Source organism: Terrabacter sp. 05T424 (genome assembly GCF_056396225.1).
This window is the reverse complement of record NZ_JBFTLB010000002.1, coordinates 133,792-148,369: the sequence shown is the minus strand read 5'-3', so window position 1 is coordinate 148,369 and position 14,578 is coordinate 133,792. Positions and strand designations below refer to the sequence as shown.

General features: G+C 71.8%; 16 protein-coding genes. 9 read left to right on the top strand and 7 right to left on the bottom strand.

Annotation, left to right across the window (positions count from 1 at the left end; all coding sequences use genetic code 11):
- Nucleotides 1-2,196, bottom strand: a complete 2,196-nt coding sequence (locus AC1DE0_RS05755) for an ATP-dependent DNA ligase (protein WP_478098105.1) — start codon at nucleotides 2,194-2,196, stop codon at nucleotides 1-3.
- A 212-nt stretch (nucleotides 2,197-2,408) separates the two neighbouring features.
- On the opposite strand from AC1DE0_RS05755, the gene AC1DE0_RS05750 reads away from it, so the two are divergent.
- The gene (locus AC1DE0_RS05750; protein ID WP_478098103.1) at nucleotides 2,409-2,810 is read left to right on the top strand and encodes a PPOX class F420-dependent oxidoreductase; all 402 of its coding nucleotides are present in this window, start codon (nucleotides 2,409-2,411) and stop codon (nucleotides 2,808-2,810) included.
- 24 nt (nucleotides 2,811-2,834) lie between these two features.
- Here AC1DE0_RS05750 and AC1DE0_RS05745 read toward each other — a convergent pair whose 3' ends face one another.
- Nucleotides 2,835-3,641 (bottom strand): UbiA family prenyltransferase, encoded by an 807-nt coding sequence (locus AC1DE0_RS05745; RefSeq protein ID WP_478098101.1) that lies wholly within the window; start codon nucleotides 3,639-3,641, stop codon nucleotides 2,835-2,837.
- A gap of 103 nt (nucleotides 3,642-3,744) precedes the next feature.
- Here AC1DE0_RS05745 and AC1DE0_RS05740 point away from each other — a divergent pair, with 103 nt between their 5' ends.
- Genes AC1DE0_RS05740 through idi form a run of 4 tightly spaced genes read left to right on the top strand, consistent with a single transcriptional unit; the run spans nucleotide 3,745 to nucleotide 7,117 of the window.
- Nucleotides 3,745-4,815 (top strand): type III polyketide synthase, encoded by a 1,071-nt coding sequence (locus AC1DE0_RS05740; RefSeq protein WP_478098099.1) that lies wholly within the window; start codon nucleotides 3,745-3,747, stop codon nucleotides 4,813-4,815.
- Between the two features lie 9 nt (nucleotides 4,816-4,824).
- Entirely contained in the window at nucleotides 4,825-5,364 is a 540-nt protein-coding gene (locus AC1DE0_RS05735) for an isoprenylcysteine carboxyl methyltransferase family protein (RefSeq protein ID WP_478098097.1), read from the top strand.
- A complete protein-coding gene (locus tag AC1DE0_RS05730; protein WP_478098095.1) occupies nucleotides 5,361-6,506 on the top strand; it encodes an NAD(P)/FAD-dependent oxidoreductase in 1,146 nt (381 codons plus the stop codon). The genes AC1DE0_RS05735 and AC1DE0_RS05730 overlap by 4 nt, the downstream gene beginning before the upstream one ends.
- Nucleotides 6,503-7,117: an isopentenyl-diphosphate Delta-isomerase gene (gene idi, locus AC1DE0_RS05725; RefSeq protein ID WP_478098093.1), complete on the top strand. Its 615-nt coding sequence runs from the start codon at nucleotides 6,503-6,505 to the stop codon at nucleotides 7,115-7,117. The genes AC1DE0_RS05730 and idi overlap by 4 nt, the downstream gene beginning before the upstream one ends.
- Before the next feature lie 203 nt (nucleotides 7,118-7,320).
- On the opposite strand, the gene AC1DE0_RS05720 is transcribed toward idi, so the two are convergent.
- From AC1DE0_RS05720 to AC1DE0_RS05705, 4 genes are all read right to left on the bottom strand, one after another.
- A complete protein-coding gene (locus AC1DE0_RS05720; protein WP_478098091.1) occupies nucleotides 7,321-7,761 on the bottom strand; it encodes a hypothetical protein in 441 nt (146 codons plus the stop codon).
- A 107-nt stretch (nucleotides 7,762-7,868) separates the two neighbouring features.
- On the bottom strand, nucleotides 7,869-8,579 hold the full coding sequence (locus tag AC1DE0_RS05715; protein ID WP_478098089.1) for a dienelactone hydrolase family protein: 711 nt from the start codon (nucleotides 8,577-8,579) through the stop codon (nucleotides 7,869-7,871).
- 32 nt (nucleotides 8,580-8,611) lie between these two features.
- Nucleotides 8,612-9,118, bottom strand: a complete 507-nt coding sequence (locus tag AC1DE0_RS05710) for a hypothetical protein (RefSeq protein ID WP_478098087.1) — start codon at nucleotides 9,116-9,118, stop codon at nucleotides 8,612-8,614.
- A 134-nt stretch (nucleotides 9,119-9,252) separates the two neighbouring features.
- Nucleotides 9,253-9,801, bottom strand: coding sequence for a DoxX family membrane protein (locus AC1DE0_RS05705; RefSeq protein ID WP_478098085.1), 549 nt, complete (start codon nucleotides 9,799-9,801; stop codon nucleotides 9,253-9,255).
- Nucleotides 9,802-10,078: 277 nt separating this feature from the next.
- Between AC1DE0_RS05705 and AC1DE0_RS05700 the strand changes: the two genes are divergently transcribed.
- From AC1DE0_RS05700 to AC1DE0_RS05690, 3 genes are read left to right on the top strand one after another with little or no spacing between them, the layout of a single operon-like run.
- Nucleotides 10,079-11,326 (top strand): sensor histidine kinase, encoded by a 1,248-nt coding sequence (locus tag AC1DE0_RS05700; RefSeq protein WP_478098083.1) that lies wholly within the window; start codon nucleotides 10,079-10,081, stop codon nucleotides 11,324-11,326.
- Entirely contained in the window at nucleotides 11,314-11,955 is a 642-nt protein-coding gene (locus tag AC1DE0_RS05695) for a response regulator transcription factor (RefSeq protein ID WP_478098081.1), read from the top strand. Before AC1DE0_RS05700 ends, AC1DE0_RS05695 begins: the two co-directional genes overlap by 13 nt.
- A gap of 7 nt (nucleotides 11,956-11,962) precedes the next feature.
- A complete protein-coding gene (locus AC1DE0_RS05690) occupies nucleotides 11,963-12,895 on the top strand; it encodes a DUF4097 family beta strand repeat-containing protein (protein WP_478098079.1) in 933 nt (310 codons plus the stop codon).
- Nucleotides 12,896-13,015: 120 nt separating this feature from the next.
- Here the strand turns inward: AC1DE0_RS05690 and AC1DE0_RS05685 are convergent, their stop codons facing one another.
- Nucleotides 13,016-13,396, bottom strand: coding sequence for an antitoxin (locus AC1DE0_RS05685; RefSeq protein ID WP_478098077.1), 381 nt, complete (start codon nucleotides 13,394-13,396; stop codon nucleotides 13,016-13,018).
- Nucleotides 13,397-13,728: 332 nt separating this feature from the next.
- Between AC1DE0_RS05685 and AC1DE0_RS05680 the strand changes: the two genes are divergently transcribed.
- On the top strand, nucleotides 13,729-14,481 hold the full coding sequence (locus tag AC1DE0_RS05680) for an SDR family NAD(P)-dependent oxidoreductase (protein WP_478098075.1): 753 nt from the start codon (nucleotides 13,729-13,731) through the stop codon (nucleotides 14,479-14,481).
- The last annotated feature ends 97 nt before the right edge of the window (nucleotides 14,482-14,578 follow it).

Genomic DNA, 14,578 nt, shown 5'->3' with positions numbered 1-14,578 from the left:
TCAGGAGCCCGCGGAGAGGACGTCGGCGAGGTCGTAGCTGACCGGCTCGTCGAGCTGGTCGAACGTGCACGACTCGGGGGTGCGGTCCTCGCGCCAGCGGACGAACTGCGCGGTGTGGCGGAACCGGGTGCCCTCCATGTGGTCATAGCGCACCTCGACGACTCGCTCGGGCCGCAGCGGCACGAACGAGAGGTCCTTCTGGTTGTTCCACCGGGAGTACTCGGACGACCGCGGGGTGCGCACGCCGCCGGTGTCCTCCGAGGGCGCAGCCCAGTTCCACGGGTGCTCGTCCCACTCGGCGACGAGGGGCTGCAGCTCCTCGAAGAGTTCCTTGCGACGGGCCATCGGGAACGCACCGATGACGCCGATCGACGCGAGCTGGCCGTCGGCGTCGTAGAGGCCGAGGAGGAGGGAGCCGATGGCGTCGGGGCCGTTCTTGTGCACGCGGTAGCCGGCGACGACGCAGTCGGCGGTGCGTTCGTGCTTGAGCTTGAACATGAGCCGCTTGTCGGGCTCGTAGAGCACGTCGACCGGCTTGGCGATGACGCCGTCGAGGCCCGCCCCCTCGAACTGGGTGAACCAGCCCTTCGCCTCGTCCTGGTCGCGGGTCGCCGCGGTGAGGTGGATCGGGGCCTGGGCCTTCGCGAGCGCCTTCTCGAGCACGGCCCGGCGCTCGGCGAACGGCTTGTCCATGTAGGAGACGCCGTCGAGCGAGAGCAGGTCGAAGGCGACGAACGACGCCGGTGTCTCGGCCGCGAGCTTCTTGACCCGCGAGGCGGCCGGGTGGATGCGCTGCTGGAGCAGGTCGAAGTCGAGCCGGTCGCCGGACTCCGGTGAGACGAGGATGATCTCGCCGTCGATGACGGCCTTGTCGGGGAAGTTCGCGAGCACGGCCTCGACGATGTCGGGGAAGTAGCGGGTCATCGGCTTCTCGTTGCGCGACCCGATCTCGACGAGGTCGCCGGCCCGGTAGATGATCGAGCGGAAGCCGTCCCACTTCGGCTCGTAGAGCACCTCGGACTTGACCGCGGAGAAGTCCTTGACCGGCTTGGCGAGCATCGGCGGGACGGGTGGCACGACCTGCCCCCACACGTCGCGCATCTCGGCGTCGCGCTCGGCCTTGGGCGCCATGTACTCGGCGTCGGGCTTGTCCTGGCGACGCTTGCTCGGCTGCACCCGGGGCGGCTCGCCGGGCATCTTCGGGTAGTCCGGCGGGAAGTTCAGCTCGCCGAGCCCGCGTTCCTGGACGTCATTGTCCCACAGCGCGATTGCCGCACCCACGTCACCGATCGTGTCGTCGATGCCCGCCCACGCGTCACCACGCTCGGCCACGAGCCCCGGAACCGTGCGGACGGTGAGCGACTTCGGGTCGACGTCGCGCAGCTCGTCCCATGTGACCGGTGTCGACACGGGCGCGCCGGGCAGCGGACGCGGCGAGTAGGCGGAGGCGATGGTGCGGTCGCGGCAGGCCTGGTTGAAGTCGACGAAGATGCGTTCGCCCCGCTCCTCCTTCCACCACGACGTGGTGACGAGGTCGGGCAGCCGCCGCTCGAGCTCGCGCGCGATGCCGATGACACCGTGGCGCACGTCGAGGAACTCGTGCGTCGGGGCCACGCGGGCATAGACGTGCACGCCGCGGTTGCCCGACGTCTTCGCCCAGGCGGTGAGGCCGATCTCGGCCATCACCTCCCTCAGGGCGTATGCCGCCTCGACCGCATCCGTGAAACCGCGGCCCGGCTGCGGGTCGAGGTCGATGCGCAGCTCGTCGGGGTTGTTCACGTCCGCAGTGCGGACCGGCCACGGGTGGAAGGTGATGGTGTTCATCTGCGCCGCCCACACGGCGCTCGCGATCTCGTCGATGACGAGCTGCGGGTGCTTGCGCCCGGACGGATAGGTGCACATCACCGTGCGCACCCAGTCGGGCACGCCCTTGGGCGGGTTCTTCGAGAAGAACTCCTCGCCCTCGATGCCCTCGGGGAAGCGCTGCAGCGTCACCGGACGGTCTCCGAGCGCCCGCAGCATCGGGTCGGCGACGGCGACGAGGTACTGCGCCATGTCGAGCTTCGTGACCGGCTTGCCGCCGGCCATCCCCTCGGCCGGCCACAGCACGCGGTCGGGGCTCGAGACGCGCACCTCCCGCACCCCGGACGGGTCGGCAGGACTCGGTGCGTCGACGACGGCGGGCTTGGCGCTCACTCGCCGATCGTAGCCACGGGCGCCGACACCACGGCGCCGCACACGACCATCGAGTGCGCAGTTCTCGACGCCGCGTTCGGTTGGGAACTGAGCACTCGACCATCGAGTGCGCAGTTCCTGCGCTCGGGCCTTGCTCCCCTGAGCGGAGCAACATCGGAGCGGCTGTGAGACGGCGTGTGCGGTGCGAGGGGGCGATCGGGTACGACGCACCCATGACCCAGGCGCCCACGCTCCACAACCTCGGCGGCGAACGCTTCGTGCTGCTGACGACCTATCGTCGCTCCGGCGAACCGGTCGCGACGCCGGTCTGGGTGCTGCCCGACGCCGGTGGCGCCATCGTCAGCACCCCCGAGGGCGCGGGCAAGCTCAAGCGCATCCGGCACAACCCCAACGTCACGCTTCAGCCGTGCGACCGACGCGGCAACGTCGAGCCCGGCTCGGCGGTCGTCGAGGGCACGACCGAGATCATCCGCGACAGCGCCGCGTCCGAGGCCGTCAACCGCCGACTGCTGCGCAAGTACGGCGCCGAGTTCCGCATCTTCATGGCCATCGAGTGGGTGCTGCGGCGCGGCAACAGCAACCGCGTCGTCCTGCGCATCTCGCCGACCAGCTAGCAGCGCGCGACCTCCCCGAAGCCCTCAGCTGCGGGCGACGAGCGCCACGACGTTCGCGAGCGCGATGAGCACCGCAGCGACGAACGGCAGCCGACCGCGCGCCAGCACCGCGACGACGGCCAGGGTGACGCACACGCGGAGCAGCAGCCAGCCGGCCGCGTCCATCCCCGGGCCGTATGCCGCCACGACGGTTCCGGCGAGCAGCACCACGGGTGCCAGCCACCTGACGACCTGCGCCCCCAACAGGTGGGGGAGGGCCCGGACGCCGGTCGCCTCGTCGTCGGCGAGGTCGGGCAGGGCGTTGAGCAGGTGAGCGCCGACCCCGAGGAGCGCACCCGTCGACACCACCCACGCGGCGGGCAGGGTGGGCGTGGGCAGGGCGAGCGTGACGACTGCGGGCAACGCACCGAAGGCGACGGCATACGGGAGCGGGGACAGCACGGTCCGCTTGAACCACAGGTTGTAGGCCCACCCCGAGGCGACCCCGAGCAGCAGGTGCACGAGACCCGACGCCAGGCCGCAGGCGAGGGAGAGGCCGACGCACGCAGCGAGAGCGATCGCGCACGCGACGCGCACAACCTGTTCGGAGACGAGGCCGGTCGCCACGGGCTTGTCGGTTCGGCCCACGGCGCGGTCGCGGCGGGCGTCGACGAGGTCGTTGGACCAGCCGATCGAGAGCTGTCCGGTGAGCACCGCTGCGGTCACGAGCAGGGCACGCCCCGGCGCGTGCCCCGCCGACCAGGCGAGCAGCGCGGTCAGCACCGTCACCGCGAGCGTCGGGCCCGGGTGGCAGGCGAGCACCAGCCCTCGCAGAACCCGGGTCGTGGCCACGAGGCGAGCCTAGGCGGGTCGGGTAGGTGATCCAGGTGACCACTCCGTGCCGCCCTGTCCAACCTGCCGTGGTGCCGAGCGCGGCGCGGCCTAGGCTGGCGACGTGAGCCACCTAGCGGCTGTCCGAGGCGTCCTGCCCGACCACACCTATGCGCAGGCCGAGATCACCGCGGCCTTCGCCGACGTGCTCGGCTCGACCGGCACCGACCGTGCCGTCCTCGAGCGGTTCCACGCCAACGCCGGCGTGAGCCAGCGACACCTCGCGCTGCCGCTCGAGCGCTACCGGCAGCTCGCCGACTTCGGCCAGGCCAACGACGAGTTCATCCGCGTCGGCACCGAGCTCGGCTCGCACGCCGTCAGCAAGGCGCTCGCCGCGGCGGGCCTGACGCCGCGCGACGTCGACCTCATCGTCTCGACGACGATCACCGGTCTCGCCGTCCCGTCCATCGAGGCGCGGGTCGCCGGCGAGATCGGTCTGCGCGACGACGTGAAGCGCATCCCGCTCGTGGGGCTCGGCTGCGTGGCCGGGGCCGCCGGTGTCGCGCGGGTGCACGACCACCTCGTCGGGCACCCCGACGACGTCGCCGTGCTGCTCTCCGTCGAGCTCTGCAGCCTCACCGTGCAGCGCGACGACACCTCGACGGCCAACCTCGTCGCGAGCGGCCTCTTCGGCGACGGTGCAGCCGCCGTCGTCATGGTCGGCGCCAACCGTGCACCCGACCTCGCCGCCGACCAGCCGCACGTCGTCGCCACGCGCAGCCGGCTCTACCCCGACACCGAGCGTGCGATGGGCTGGGACGTCGGCGCGACCGGGCTGCGCATCGTGCTCGGCGCCGAGGTACCCGACCTCGTGCGCGAGAACGTGCGCGACGACGTCGACCGCTTCCTCGCCTCACAAGGCCTCACGCGCGGCGACATCGGCTGGTGGGTCGCCCACCCGGGCGGACCCAAGGTGCTCGACGCGATGCAGGAGGCCCTCGAGGTCGACCGTGAGGCGCTCGGGGTCACCTGGCGATCCCTCGACCGCATCGGCAACCTCTCCTCCGCCTCCGTGCTGCACGTGCTCGCCGACACCCTCGCCGAACACACGCCCGCGCCCGGTTCGTGGGGCGTCCTCATGGCGATGGGCCCCGGCTTCTGCCTCGAGCTCGTGCTCCTCCGAGCGGCCGGCTGAAGGATCCCCATGACGTCCCAATGGCTCTTCACGGGCCTCCTGCTCCTCGTCGGACTCGAGCGCGTCGCCGAGCTCGTCGTGTCGAAACGCCATGCGGTGTGGGCCTTCTCGCACGGCGGGGTCGAGCGCGGCCAGTCGCACTACCCGTTCATGGTGGTGCTGCACACCGGTCTGCTGGTCGGCGCGGTCGCGGAGGTGTGGGCCGCCGACCGGACCTTCGTGCCGGCGCTCGGCTGGGTCATGCTCGCCCTCGTCGTCGCGAGCCAGGCGCTGCGCTGGTGGTGCGTCACGACGCTCGGCAACCAGTGGAACACCCGCGTCATCGTCGTACCGGGCCTGGCTCTCGTGCGTCGCGGCCCGTACCGGCTGCTGCCGCACCCCAACTACGTCGCCGTGGTCGTCGAAGGTCTCGCCCTGCCGCTGGTGCACACGGCGTGGGTCACCGCGATCGTCTTCACCGTCGCCAACGCGGTGCTTCTGACGGTCCGCATCCGCGTCGAGAACGATGCGCTGGGCGAGATCGCCTCTCCTGCAGGGGCGTCCGCGTGACGGCTGCGCGGCCCTCTAGCCCGACCGCTGACCGGCACATCGACGTCGCCGTCATCGGAGGAGGACCCGTCGGTCTCGCGGCCGCAGCGTATGCCGCCCGGGCCGGTCTGTCCCCCGTCGTGATCGAGCCTCGGGTGGGCGCGATCGACAAGGCGTGCGGCGAGGGCCTCATGCCCGGCGGCCTGCAGGCGCTCGCAGACCTCGGCGTGGACCCGCCCGGGCACGATCTCCGCGGCATCCGCTACCTCGCCCGCGGCCGGGTCGCCGAGGCCGACTTCAGCGGCGGCCTCGGCCGAGGGGTGCGCCGCACCGTGCTGCACGACGCGCTTCGCGGCGCCGTCGACGAGGCGGGCATCGAGGTGCTCCCGCTCTCGGCGTGCGGCCTGATCCAGGAGGAGGATTGCGTCCTGGTGCGCACCGAGGACTCCGGCGGGCCCGCACCCACCATCTCGGCCACGTGGGTCATCGCGGCCGACGGGCTGCACTCGCCGACCCGTCGCTCCCTCGGCCTCGACCGCGACCCCCGCACCCGCGAGGTGGGCACGCACGAGAGTCGGGGCGGAGAGGGGGACCAGCGCCGACCGCGGCGCTACGGGCTGCGCCAGCACTACGGCATACGTCCTTGGGGCGACCACGTCGAGGTGCACTGGAGCCGGCACTCGGAGGCCTACGTGACACCCGTCGCGGACGACCTCGTCGGCGTCGCCGTGCTGAGCCGACAGCGGGGACCTCTCGACGACAGCCTGGCCGACTTCCCGCAGCTGCGTGAGCGACTCGGCGATGCTCCGGTCGTGACGGCCGTGCGTGGCGCCGGCCCGTTGCGGCAGCGGACCAGCCGCCGGGTCTCGGGTCGGGTGCTGCTGGCCGGTGACGCGAGCGGCTACGTCGACGCCCTCACCGGCGAGGGGATCTCGCTCGGCCTGGCCCACGCCCGCGCCGCCGTCTCCGCGATCGCCGCCGGTGAACCCGATGCGTACGAACGCGCGTGGCGGGCAGCGACCCGACGCTACGCGCTGCTCACCCACACCCTCGTGCAGGTGACCCGCCCGTCATGGGGCCGGCGACTGCTCGTGCCGGCCGCTGCCGCGCTGCCGCCGGTCTTCCGTGGCGCCGTCAACGAGCTCGCGAGGCCGGGCCGGTGACCGTGGACGCCTCTCGCAGTGGGCCTTTCGAGGAGCTCGTGGTGCTCGTGTCGCCCGAGGGTGAGGCCATCGGGACCGCGCCGAAGTCGAGCGTCCACCACGCCGACACGCCGCTGCACCTCGCCTTCTCCGCCTACCTCTTCGACGACGCGGGCTCCCTGCTCGTGACGCAGCGCGCGCTCGACAAGGCGACCTTCCCCGGGGTGTGGACCAACTCTGCGTGCGGCCACCCAGCTCCCGGCGAGGCCCTGCACGACGCCGTATGCCGTCGCGTCGCCGACGAGCTGGGTCTGGCCGTTGCGAACCTCCGCCTCGTGCTGCCGCGCTTCTCCTACCGCGCCGAGCAGGACGGCATCGTCGAGCACGAGCTGTGCCCGGTCCTCGTCGGCCGTGTCTCCGGCATTGCACCCGCGCCGCTCCCCGATGCATCCGAGGTCGAGACGACCACGTGGGTGCCCTGGGAGGTGTTCGCGGGCGATGTGCTGTCCGGCGCCCGCTCGGTGTCGACGTGGTGCCGCGAGCAGGTGGTCGAGCTCGACGCCCTCGGTCCCGACCCTGTGCGCTGGCCCGATGCCGACCCCGCCGACCTCCCGGCCGCGCTGCCACGCTGACGCCCACCGGCGGCGTACGGAAGTGAGCACTCGACGGGGAGGGGGAGCGTCGGGAACTGAGCACTCCACCGGAGGGGAGCGTCGGGAACTGAGCACTCGACGGGAGGGGAGCGTCGGGAACTGAGCACTCGACGGGAGGGTTCTGGTCGAGTGCTCACTTTCCTACGGGAGGATTCTGGTCGAGTGCTCAGTTCCCGACGGGCTCAGAGCAGGTCGGTGGCGGTGGAGTCGAGGTCGGCCTGCCGGCATCCGGCAGCGCGGGCCTCGCGCGTCGCTCCTCGCGCGGCCACGAAGGCGTCGGGCAGCAGCGCCGCGATGACGGCCGACACGGCTCGTGCCTCCTTGCACGCCGGGTGGCGCAGCAGCTCGTCCGGCGAGTGGTCGACCGGGTCGCCGCCGAGCTGAGAGGCGCATGAGGCGTCGAGGCGTCGCTCGAGAGCCCACAGCTGCACGAGCTCGTCGATCTCGGGATAGCGCTCCAGACCGCCGAGGGCGACCTCGAGGGCGAGCGTGTCGCGCAGGCCCGAGGTCGAGCAGGCGAGGCGGGCCACGCCGAAGGCATACCGGCGGGCGTCACCCGGGGTGGCCTCGGAGATGCGACGCTCGAGCGCGCGGGCATGGGACCCGTCGTCGTGTGCGCTCACCGTGCCTCCTCGCTCGCGACCAGGCGCTTGCAGGGCCCCGCTTCACGGCGCCTTTCGAGCCATACCCGATCCGGGTCCGGCAGCAGCGGTGACACGGTGCAGCCGTCTCAGGCGACGGGAAGCCGCTCGCGGAGGAAGTCCTCGGTGCGGGTCCAGGCGAGCGTCGAGGCCCCGGCGTCGTGCCAGGGCATGTCGTCGTTGTCGAACGCGTGGTCGGCGCCGGCATACGTCTCGACGACCGTGGCGGGCTGCTGCGTCAGCGACGTCTCGATGCGCCGCACGGTGTCGGTGTCGATGAACGAGTCGGACAGGCCGAAGTGGTGCAGGCTCGGGGCCGTCACCGTCATCACGTCGTGCAGCCCCGGCAGCGCGGAGCCGTAGTAGTTGATGAGCGCGTCGAGCGGCGCCGAGCCCTCGGACTCGAGGTGGGCCGCGACGTTGAAGCCGAGCCCGCCACCGAAGCAGAAGCCCACGGCGCCCACACCGCCGGTGACCTCGTCGCGGTCGCGCAGCCACTCGACGGTCGCGGTGGCGTCGGTGACGGCCGCCGGCCAGTCCAGTCGCTGCACGAGGGCCATGCCCTGCTGGAGCACGTCGTCGCCCTCGACCGGGGACGTGACCCCGAGGCGCCAGAAGATCTCGGGTGCGGCGACGACGTAGCCGAGCTCGGCCAGCTGGGCGGCGCGACGCAGGATGTAGGCGCTGACCCCGTAGATCTCCTGGAGAACGACGATCCCCGGCCCCTGGCCCGTCGGAGGCAGCCACAGGTGGGCGGGCATCTCGCCCGCCTCGGTCGGGATGGTCACGGCGTCGTCCATGCGGCCCAGTATGTATGCCGCCTGCAGCGCTCTCAGCGGAGGGCGCGGATCTGCTCGAGTCGCGCCTCGTACATGTGCACCCGCCCGGAGAGGGCGTCGTGCTCGCGCTGGTGCTGCCGGAGCACGGCGACGAGACCTGCGACGACGACGGCGAGGCCTGCGCCGGCGCCCCAGAGAGCCGAGGAACCGGTGACTCCCGGGCCGGTGCCGTGCCCGGTGGCGAGCAGCGCGACGAGGGCGGCGAGCAGCAGCGCGGCGGCTGTGCCGAGACCGGCCAGGCGCCGGGATGCGGCGCGGTCGGAGGACTCGAGGGCGTCACGGGCGATCGCGAGCTCCTCGCGGGCGACCGACCGGTCGAGGAAGGTCGCGGCGGGGAAGCGGTGGACGCGGCGCCCCTCGCCCATCCCGAAACGGCGTCGGTGGTCGGTGGGCGTGTCGACGAGGCGCGTCAGGTGGATGGCGCCGGGGAACGGCCGGGCAGGAACGGCGGGCAGGGCAGGAACGGCGGGCAGGGCGGTCAGGGCGGGCAGGGCGGTCATGGCGATAGCTCCTCGTTCAGGGTCAAGGGTCTTCAGGAGTTCAGGTGCTGGCGTGTGCAGCCAGGCGGGAGTCGGGGGACGGGCGAGGTGCCCATCCGGAGGCGGGCTGCCGCCGGATGGGCACCTCGTGCCGGTCAGTCGTCCGAACCCGGGCCGAGACGGGCACCGAGGGCGTAGGCCGCGACGACGAGGGCCGAGGCAGCCAGGACGATGTCCTTGAGGACGTACTGGCCCATCAGCGTCGGGCCGTGCGGGAACAGCTCGGCCGTGAAGAGCGCGAGCGGCGACATGATGCCGATGAGCGCACTGCCCAGGATGACGACGCCGACGCGGAGGAACTTGCCGGTGACGAGCGTCAGGCCGATGACGGTCTCGGTGACCGCCGTGAGCAGGACCGCGTTGTGACCCGACACCAGGCCGAACGTGAGCCGGTCGATGGTGGCCGATGCCATGGCCTCGGCAGGACTGAGGCCGGGGAAGAACTTGAGCACCCCGAAGCCGAGGAAGATCAGGCCGAGGCTGATCCGCAGGGCGTGGAGGCTGTAGGCGACGAGGAACGCCTGGAGGCGGTCGACCGCGGCGGTGGCCTTGGCCGTCAGGGCGGTGCGCCCGCCGGCGAGGCGGGAGCTGAGCGGTGCACGGGCTCCGGAACGTCCGGGGCCGTCGACGACGAGCTGCGACATGGTGGTCTCTCCTTGGAAGTCGTTGTTCGGACGTCAGAAGGAGGAGGGGGGCGCTGCGATACCCCTCACGCCGAGGTTGAGTGCAACTACCTAGACGAAACGGCCACCTTTACGGGCAAATCGGGCGTGTAGTCGCAGTTTCTTCAATTCGCTTGACATCAAAAGAGATTCGACAGTGTTTCATCAGCAGGACGGCTGCTCACCTGTACTTTTCTGCAGGGTGCGTCTGGGGCAGTTGTCATGGTCGTTGCCTGCCTGGCCGCCCTACCGTGGACCCGTGACCAAGAACCCCTCCCGAACCGAGCGCAGGCTCGCCCCCCGCCAGACGGCATACGTCGTGCTCGGTGGACTCGTCGCGGCGCTCGCGGCGCCGGTGCTCTGGACGCTGGCGGGTCTCGCGACCGGGCTGCTCGTCGTGGTGGTCGGGATCGCCTTCGTGGGTCTGCTCCTCGCGGCCTCCGAAGGGCTGAGCCGCTGGCACCGGCAGCGGGCGGCGGCCCTGCTCGGCGTCGTCGTCGACGCGCCTGTCGCACCTGTCGAGCCCGGATGGCGGGGGTGGCTCGCGAGGCTCGGCCGCGCCACGACGTGGCGCCAGCTCGCCTACAACGGCGTCGTCGCGCCGGTCGTTCTCGGACTCTCCGCGGCGCTCGTCGCGTTCTGCTGGGGCGGCGGTCTCGTGCTCGCCTCGTCGCCGCTGTGGGCGAGGATCGGGCCCGAGCTGGCCTCCCGACCCGGCGGCGTGCTCCAGGGCGTGGGGCGGATCTGGTTCGCGACGGCCTTCGGCGTCGGTTGCATCGTGCTGGCCCCGCGGCTCGCGCGGTGGTCCGCCGCGCTCGACGTCGCGATCATGCGGCCGATGCTCGGTGAGACACGGGGTGAGCAGCTGAGCCCACGTGTCACCGCACTGGAGCAGACCCGCGCGGGCGTCATCGACGCAGCAGACGCGGAGCGTCGCCGCATCGAGCGCGACCTGCACGACGGTGCCCAGCAGCGGCTCACCTCGCTCGCCCTCAACCTGGGCATGGCGCGCTCGACCCTCGCACCCGACGCCCCGCCGGAGACCCGCCGCGCGATCGAGGACGCGCACGACGAGGCGAAGCAGGCGCTCGCCGAGCTGCGCGGCTTCGTCCGCGGACTGCACCCGGCCGTCCTCGACGAGCGCGGCCTCGACGCGGCCCTGTCGGGCATCGTCGCCCGGTCGCCGGTGCCGACGAGCCTGCACGTGCTGCTCGCCGTGCGTCCGCCCCGCACCCTCGAGGCCATCGCCTACTTCGTCGTCTCCGAGGCGCTGACCAACGTGGCCAGGCACTCCGGAGCCACCTCGGCCGCGGTCCGGGTGACCTCCGACCGGCAGCGCCTCGTCGTCGAGGTGAGCGACAACGGCCACGGCGGCGCTGTGGAAGGAGCCGGCACCGGACTGACCGGTCTCACCCACCGCGTCGCCGCCGTCGACGGCACCCTCACCGTCACCAGCCCCGCAGGGGGACCCACCGTGCTCAGGGCGGAGCTGCCGTGCGCGTCGTGATCGCCGAGGACTCGACCMTCTTGCGAGACGGGCTGAGCCGTCTGCTCGCCGCCAACGGCATCGAGGTCGTCGAGGCGGTCGGCGACGCGGAGGAGGCCCTCGTCGCCGTCGAACGGCACCAGCCCGACCTCGCCCTGCTCGACGTCCGGATGCCGCCGACCCACACCGACGAAGGGCTGCGCGCCGCCCTCGTCATCCGCGCCCAGTGGCCGCAGGTCGCGCTCCTCATCCTCAGCCAGTACGTCGAAGAGCGTTATGCCGCAGACCTGCTCGCGAGCACGACGTCCGCCGTCGGCTACCTGCTCAAGGACCGCGTCGCCGACGTCGACGAGTTCGTCGAGTCGCTGCGCCGCATCGCCGACGGCGGCACCGCCCTCGACCCCGAGGTGGTCGCCCAGCTGCTGCTGAGGCGTGACAAGAGCCCGCTGCACCGGCTCACCGACCGTGAGCGCGAGACCCTCTCGCTCATGGCCGAGGGTCGCTCCAACACCGGCATCGCGAGGGCCCTCCACGTGAGCGAGAGCGCGATCGCCAAGCACGTCAACGCCATCTTCACCAAGCTCGACATGCCGACGACGGCCGGTGACCACCGCCGCGTCCTCGCCGTCCTGCACTACCTCTCGGAATAGGACCACCATGAGCGACCAGCAGCCCACCCACGGCACCCAGCCGACCGGGGCGCGACCGACGGCTCCGGCCGGACCCCCTGTTCCCGACGACCGCATCCACGGCGATGCCTTCGGCGACCCCTGGCTGCGGCCGACGTTGGCGACAGGTACGCAGCAGGCCGAGGCCGCTCCCGCCGTCGATGAGGCCGAGCCTGCCCCGCCCGCACCCGCGCGACCGCTGCCCCCGGTCGGGGCCTCCTGGCTCGTGGCCGGCCTCGGAGCGACGCTGCTCCTCGCCAGCGTCTTCGGGGCGCTGTCCTGGGACTCCATCACCGGCGGGCTGTGGCGCGAAGGCACCCAGCAGGCGGCGTACGCGATGCCGTCCGGCGGCCTCACCATCATCGGCGGGGCCGACGACGTCACGGTCGTCAGCGGCGGCGCCGCCGGCCGCATCCAGGTCGCCCGGCACCTCGCATGGGGTCCGGGGTCGTCACAGCCGACCGTCTCGGAGCACCTCAACGGCACGACTCTCGAGCTCGGGTCCGACTGCGGCGGCCTCTTCGGCTGGTGCGGGGTCGACTACGTCGTCACCGTGCCGGACGCCTCGGACGTCACGGTCGACAACGGCTCGGGCGACGTGTCCGTCACCGGCTCGTTCGGCAGCGCCGTCCTCAAGACTGGATCCGGCGACATCGACTCGACGGGCCTGAGGGCGCGGGAGGTCACCGCGTATGCCGGCAGCGGAGACATCGCTCTCGAGCTGGGAGCCGTGGCGCCGACCGTCGACGTGCAGACCGGGTCGGGCGACGTCTCGGTCAAGGTCCCCCAGGACGCCCGGTATGCGTTGAGCCTCGACGCCGGCTCAGGCAGCGAGGACGTCAACGTGGCGACCGACCCGACCAGCTCGTCGTCGATGCAGGTCAGGACCGGCTCGGGCGACATCGAGGTCGACTACCGCTGAGCAAGCCAGGCCGCGAGTCCGGTTGCGAGTCCGGCTCAGCGATCGCAGCCGAGGCCGTGGACGCCGAAGCCGCGTGTCACCGAGGGGGGCGGTGACACGCGGCTCCTGGGGTTCGCCGGCTCAGGTGGGGTTGCCGACTGGGGAGTCGTCCTCGTTGGGGTTGTCGAAGGCACTGTGCTTGTCGTCGGGCACGGACGCGGCCGGGGTGGGGGTGGTGGCCGTCGTCGTGTCGTGCTGCTCGACGAGCTTGTCGATGCCCTTGTCGACCGAGGCTCGAACCTTGGTCACGGTGTCGGCGTGCTTGCCGCCGGTCTTCTCGTCGATCTTCAGGGAGGCCTTGTCCAATGCCCCGTCGACCTTCTCGCGGTTCTCCTGGGCGTAGCCGGCCGCGGCCGACACGGCTGCCTTCGCCATTTGGAACACGGCGTCGCCGAAGTCCTTCGCCTTCTCCTGCAGGTGGACCTCGTCCGCCTTGTGCTTGAGCTGCTCACCGAACGACATCGGTGTCTCCTCATCTCACACTGGCCCGGCGGTGCGCCAGGCTCACTGCTTCCACAGTCATACCCGAGGGGCCCTCCCCGCAACCGGGGTCGACCCGGATTCCGACCCCGAGCCACCCTGACTCGACGAGCCTGTCGGTGCGCAGGAGGGTGCGTCGGGTTGGGAGGACAGGGCGCTGCGACCGGTGTGTCCGAAGGGCCCGTTCTCCTGGCTGTCTGCTTCGTCACCTCCGGCCACCCGTACGGGATGAACCGCGGTGCTACTCGTCGCGGCGGCAGAGACTGGAAGGGCAGGCAGTGTGCCTGTCCCACAAGTGAACTGGAGTGATCATCATGAACCGGCTCGACGGACGAGTGGCGCTCGTGACCGGCGCTGCGAGCGGCATCGGCAAGGCGACGGCGCAGCGGCTGGCCGAGGAGGGTGCGGCTGTGCTGCTGACCGACGTCAACGAGACGCTGGGTGCGACGACGACCGAGGAGCTGCGGGCCTCGGGAGCCCGGGTCGACTTCCTGCGGCACGACGTGACGAGCGAGGCGGACTGGGCGGCCGCTGTCGCCAAGGCCGTCGACGAGTTCGGCTCGCTCGGCATCCTCGTCAACAACGCCGGGCTGGGCGACCTGCTGCCGATCGAGGAGACGAGCCTCGCCGACTGGGAACGCACCGTCGCGACCGACCAGACCGGGGTCTTCCTCGGCATGAAGACCGCTGCCCCGCACCTCAAAGCCTCGGGTCACGGCGCAGTCGTCAACATCAGCTCGATCTTCGGCACGAGCGGAGGGTTCGGCACCTCGCCGGCCTACCACGCAGCCAAGGGAGCGGTCCGCACGCTGACGAAGAACGTCGTCCTCCACTGGGCGTCGAAGTGGGTGCGCGTCAACTCGGTCCACCCCGGCTTCATCGACACACCCATCCTGGATCCGACGAGGGGCACCCCGTACGAGCAGGTCATGATCGACCTGACGCCGATGGGTCGCCTCGGTCGTCCGTCCGAGATCGCGGCCGGGGTGGCCTACCTCGTCAGCGACGACGCCGCGTTCGTCACCGGCCTCGAGCTCTACATCGACGGCGGCTACATCGCCCGGTGACGTCGGAAAGTGGGCACTCGACTGGTGGTGTGAGTCGAGTGCCCAGTTCCCCACCGTCGCGACGTCGGGAACTGCGCACTCGAGTGTCGGAAGGTGG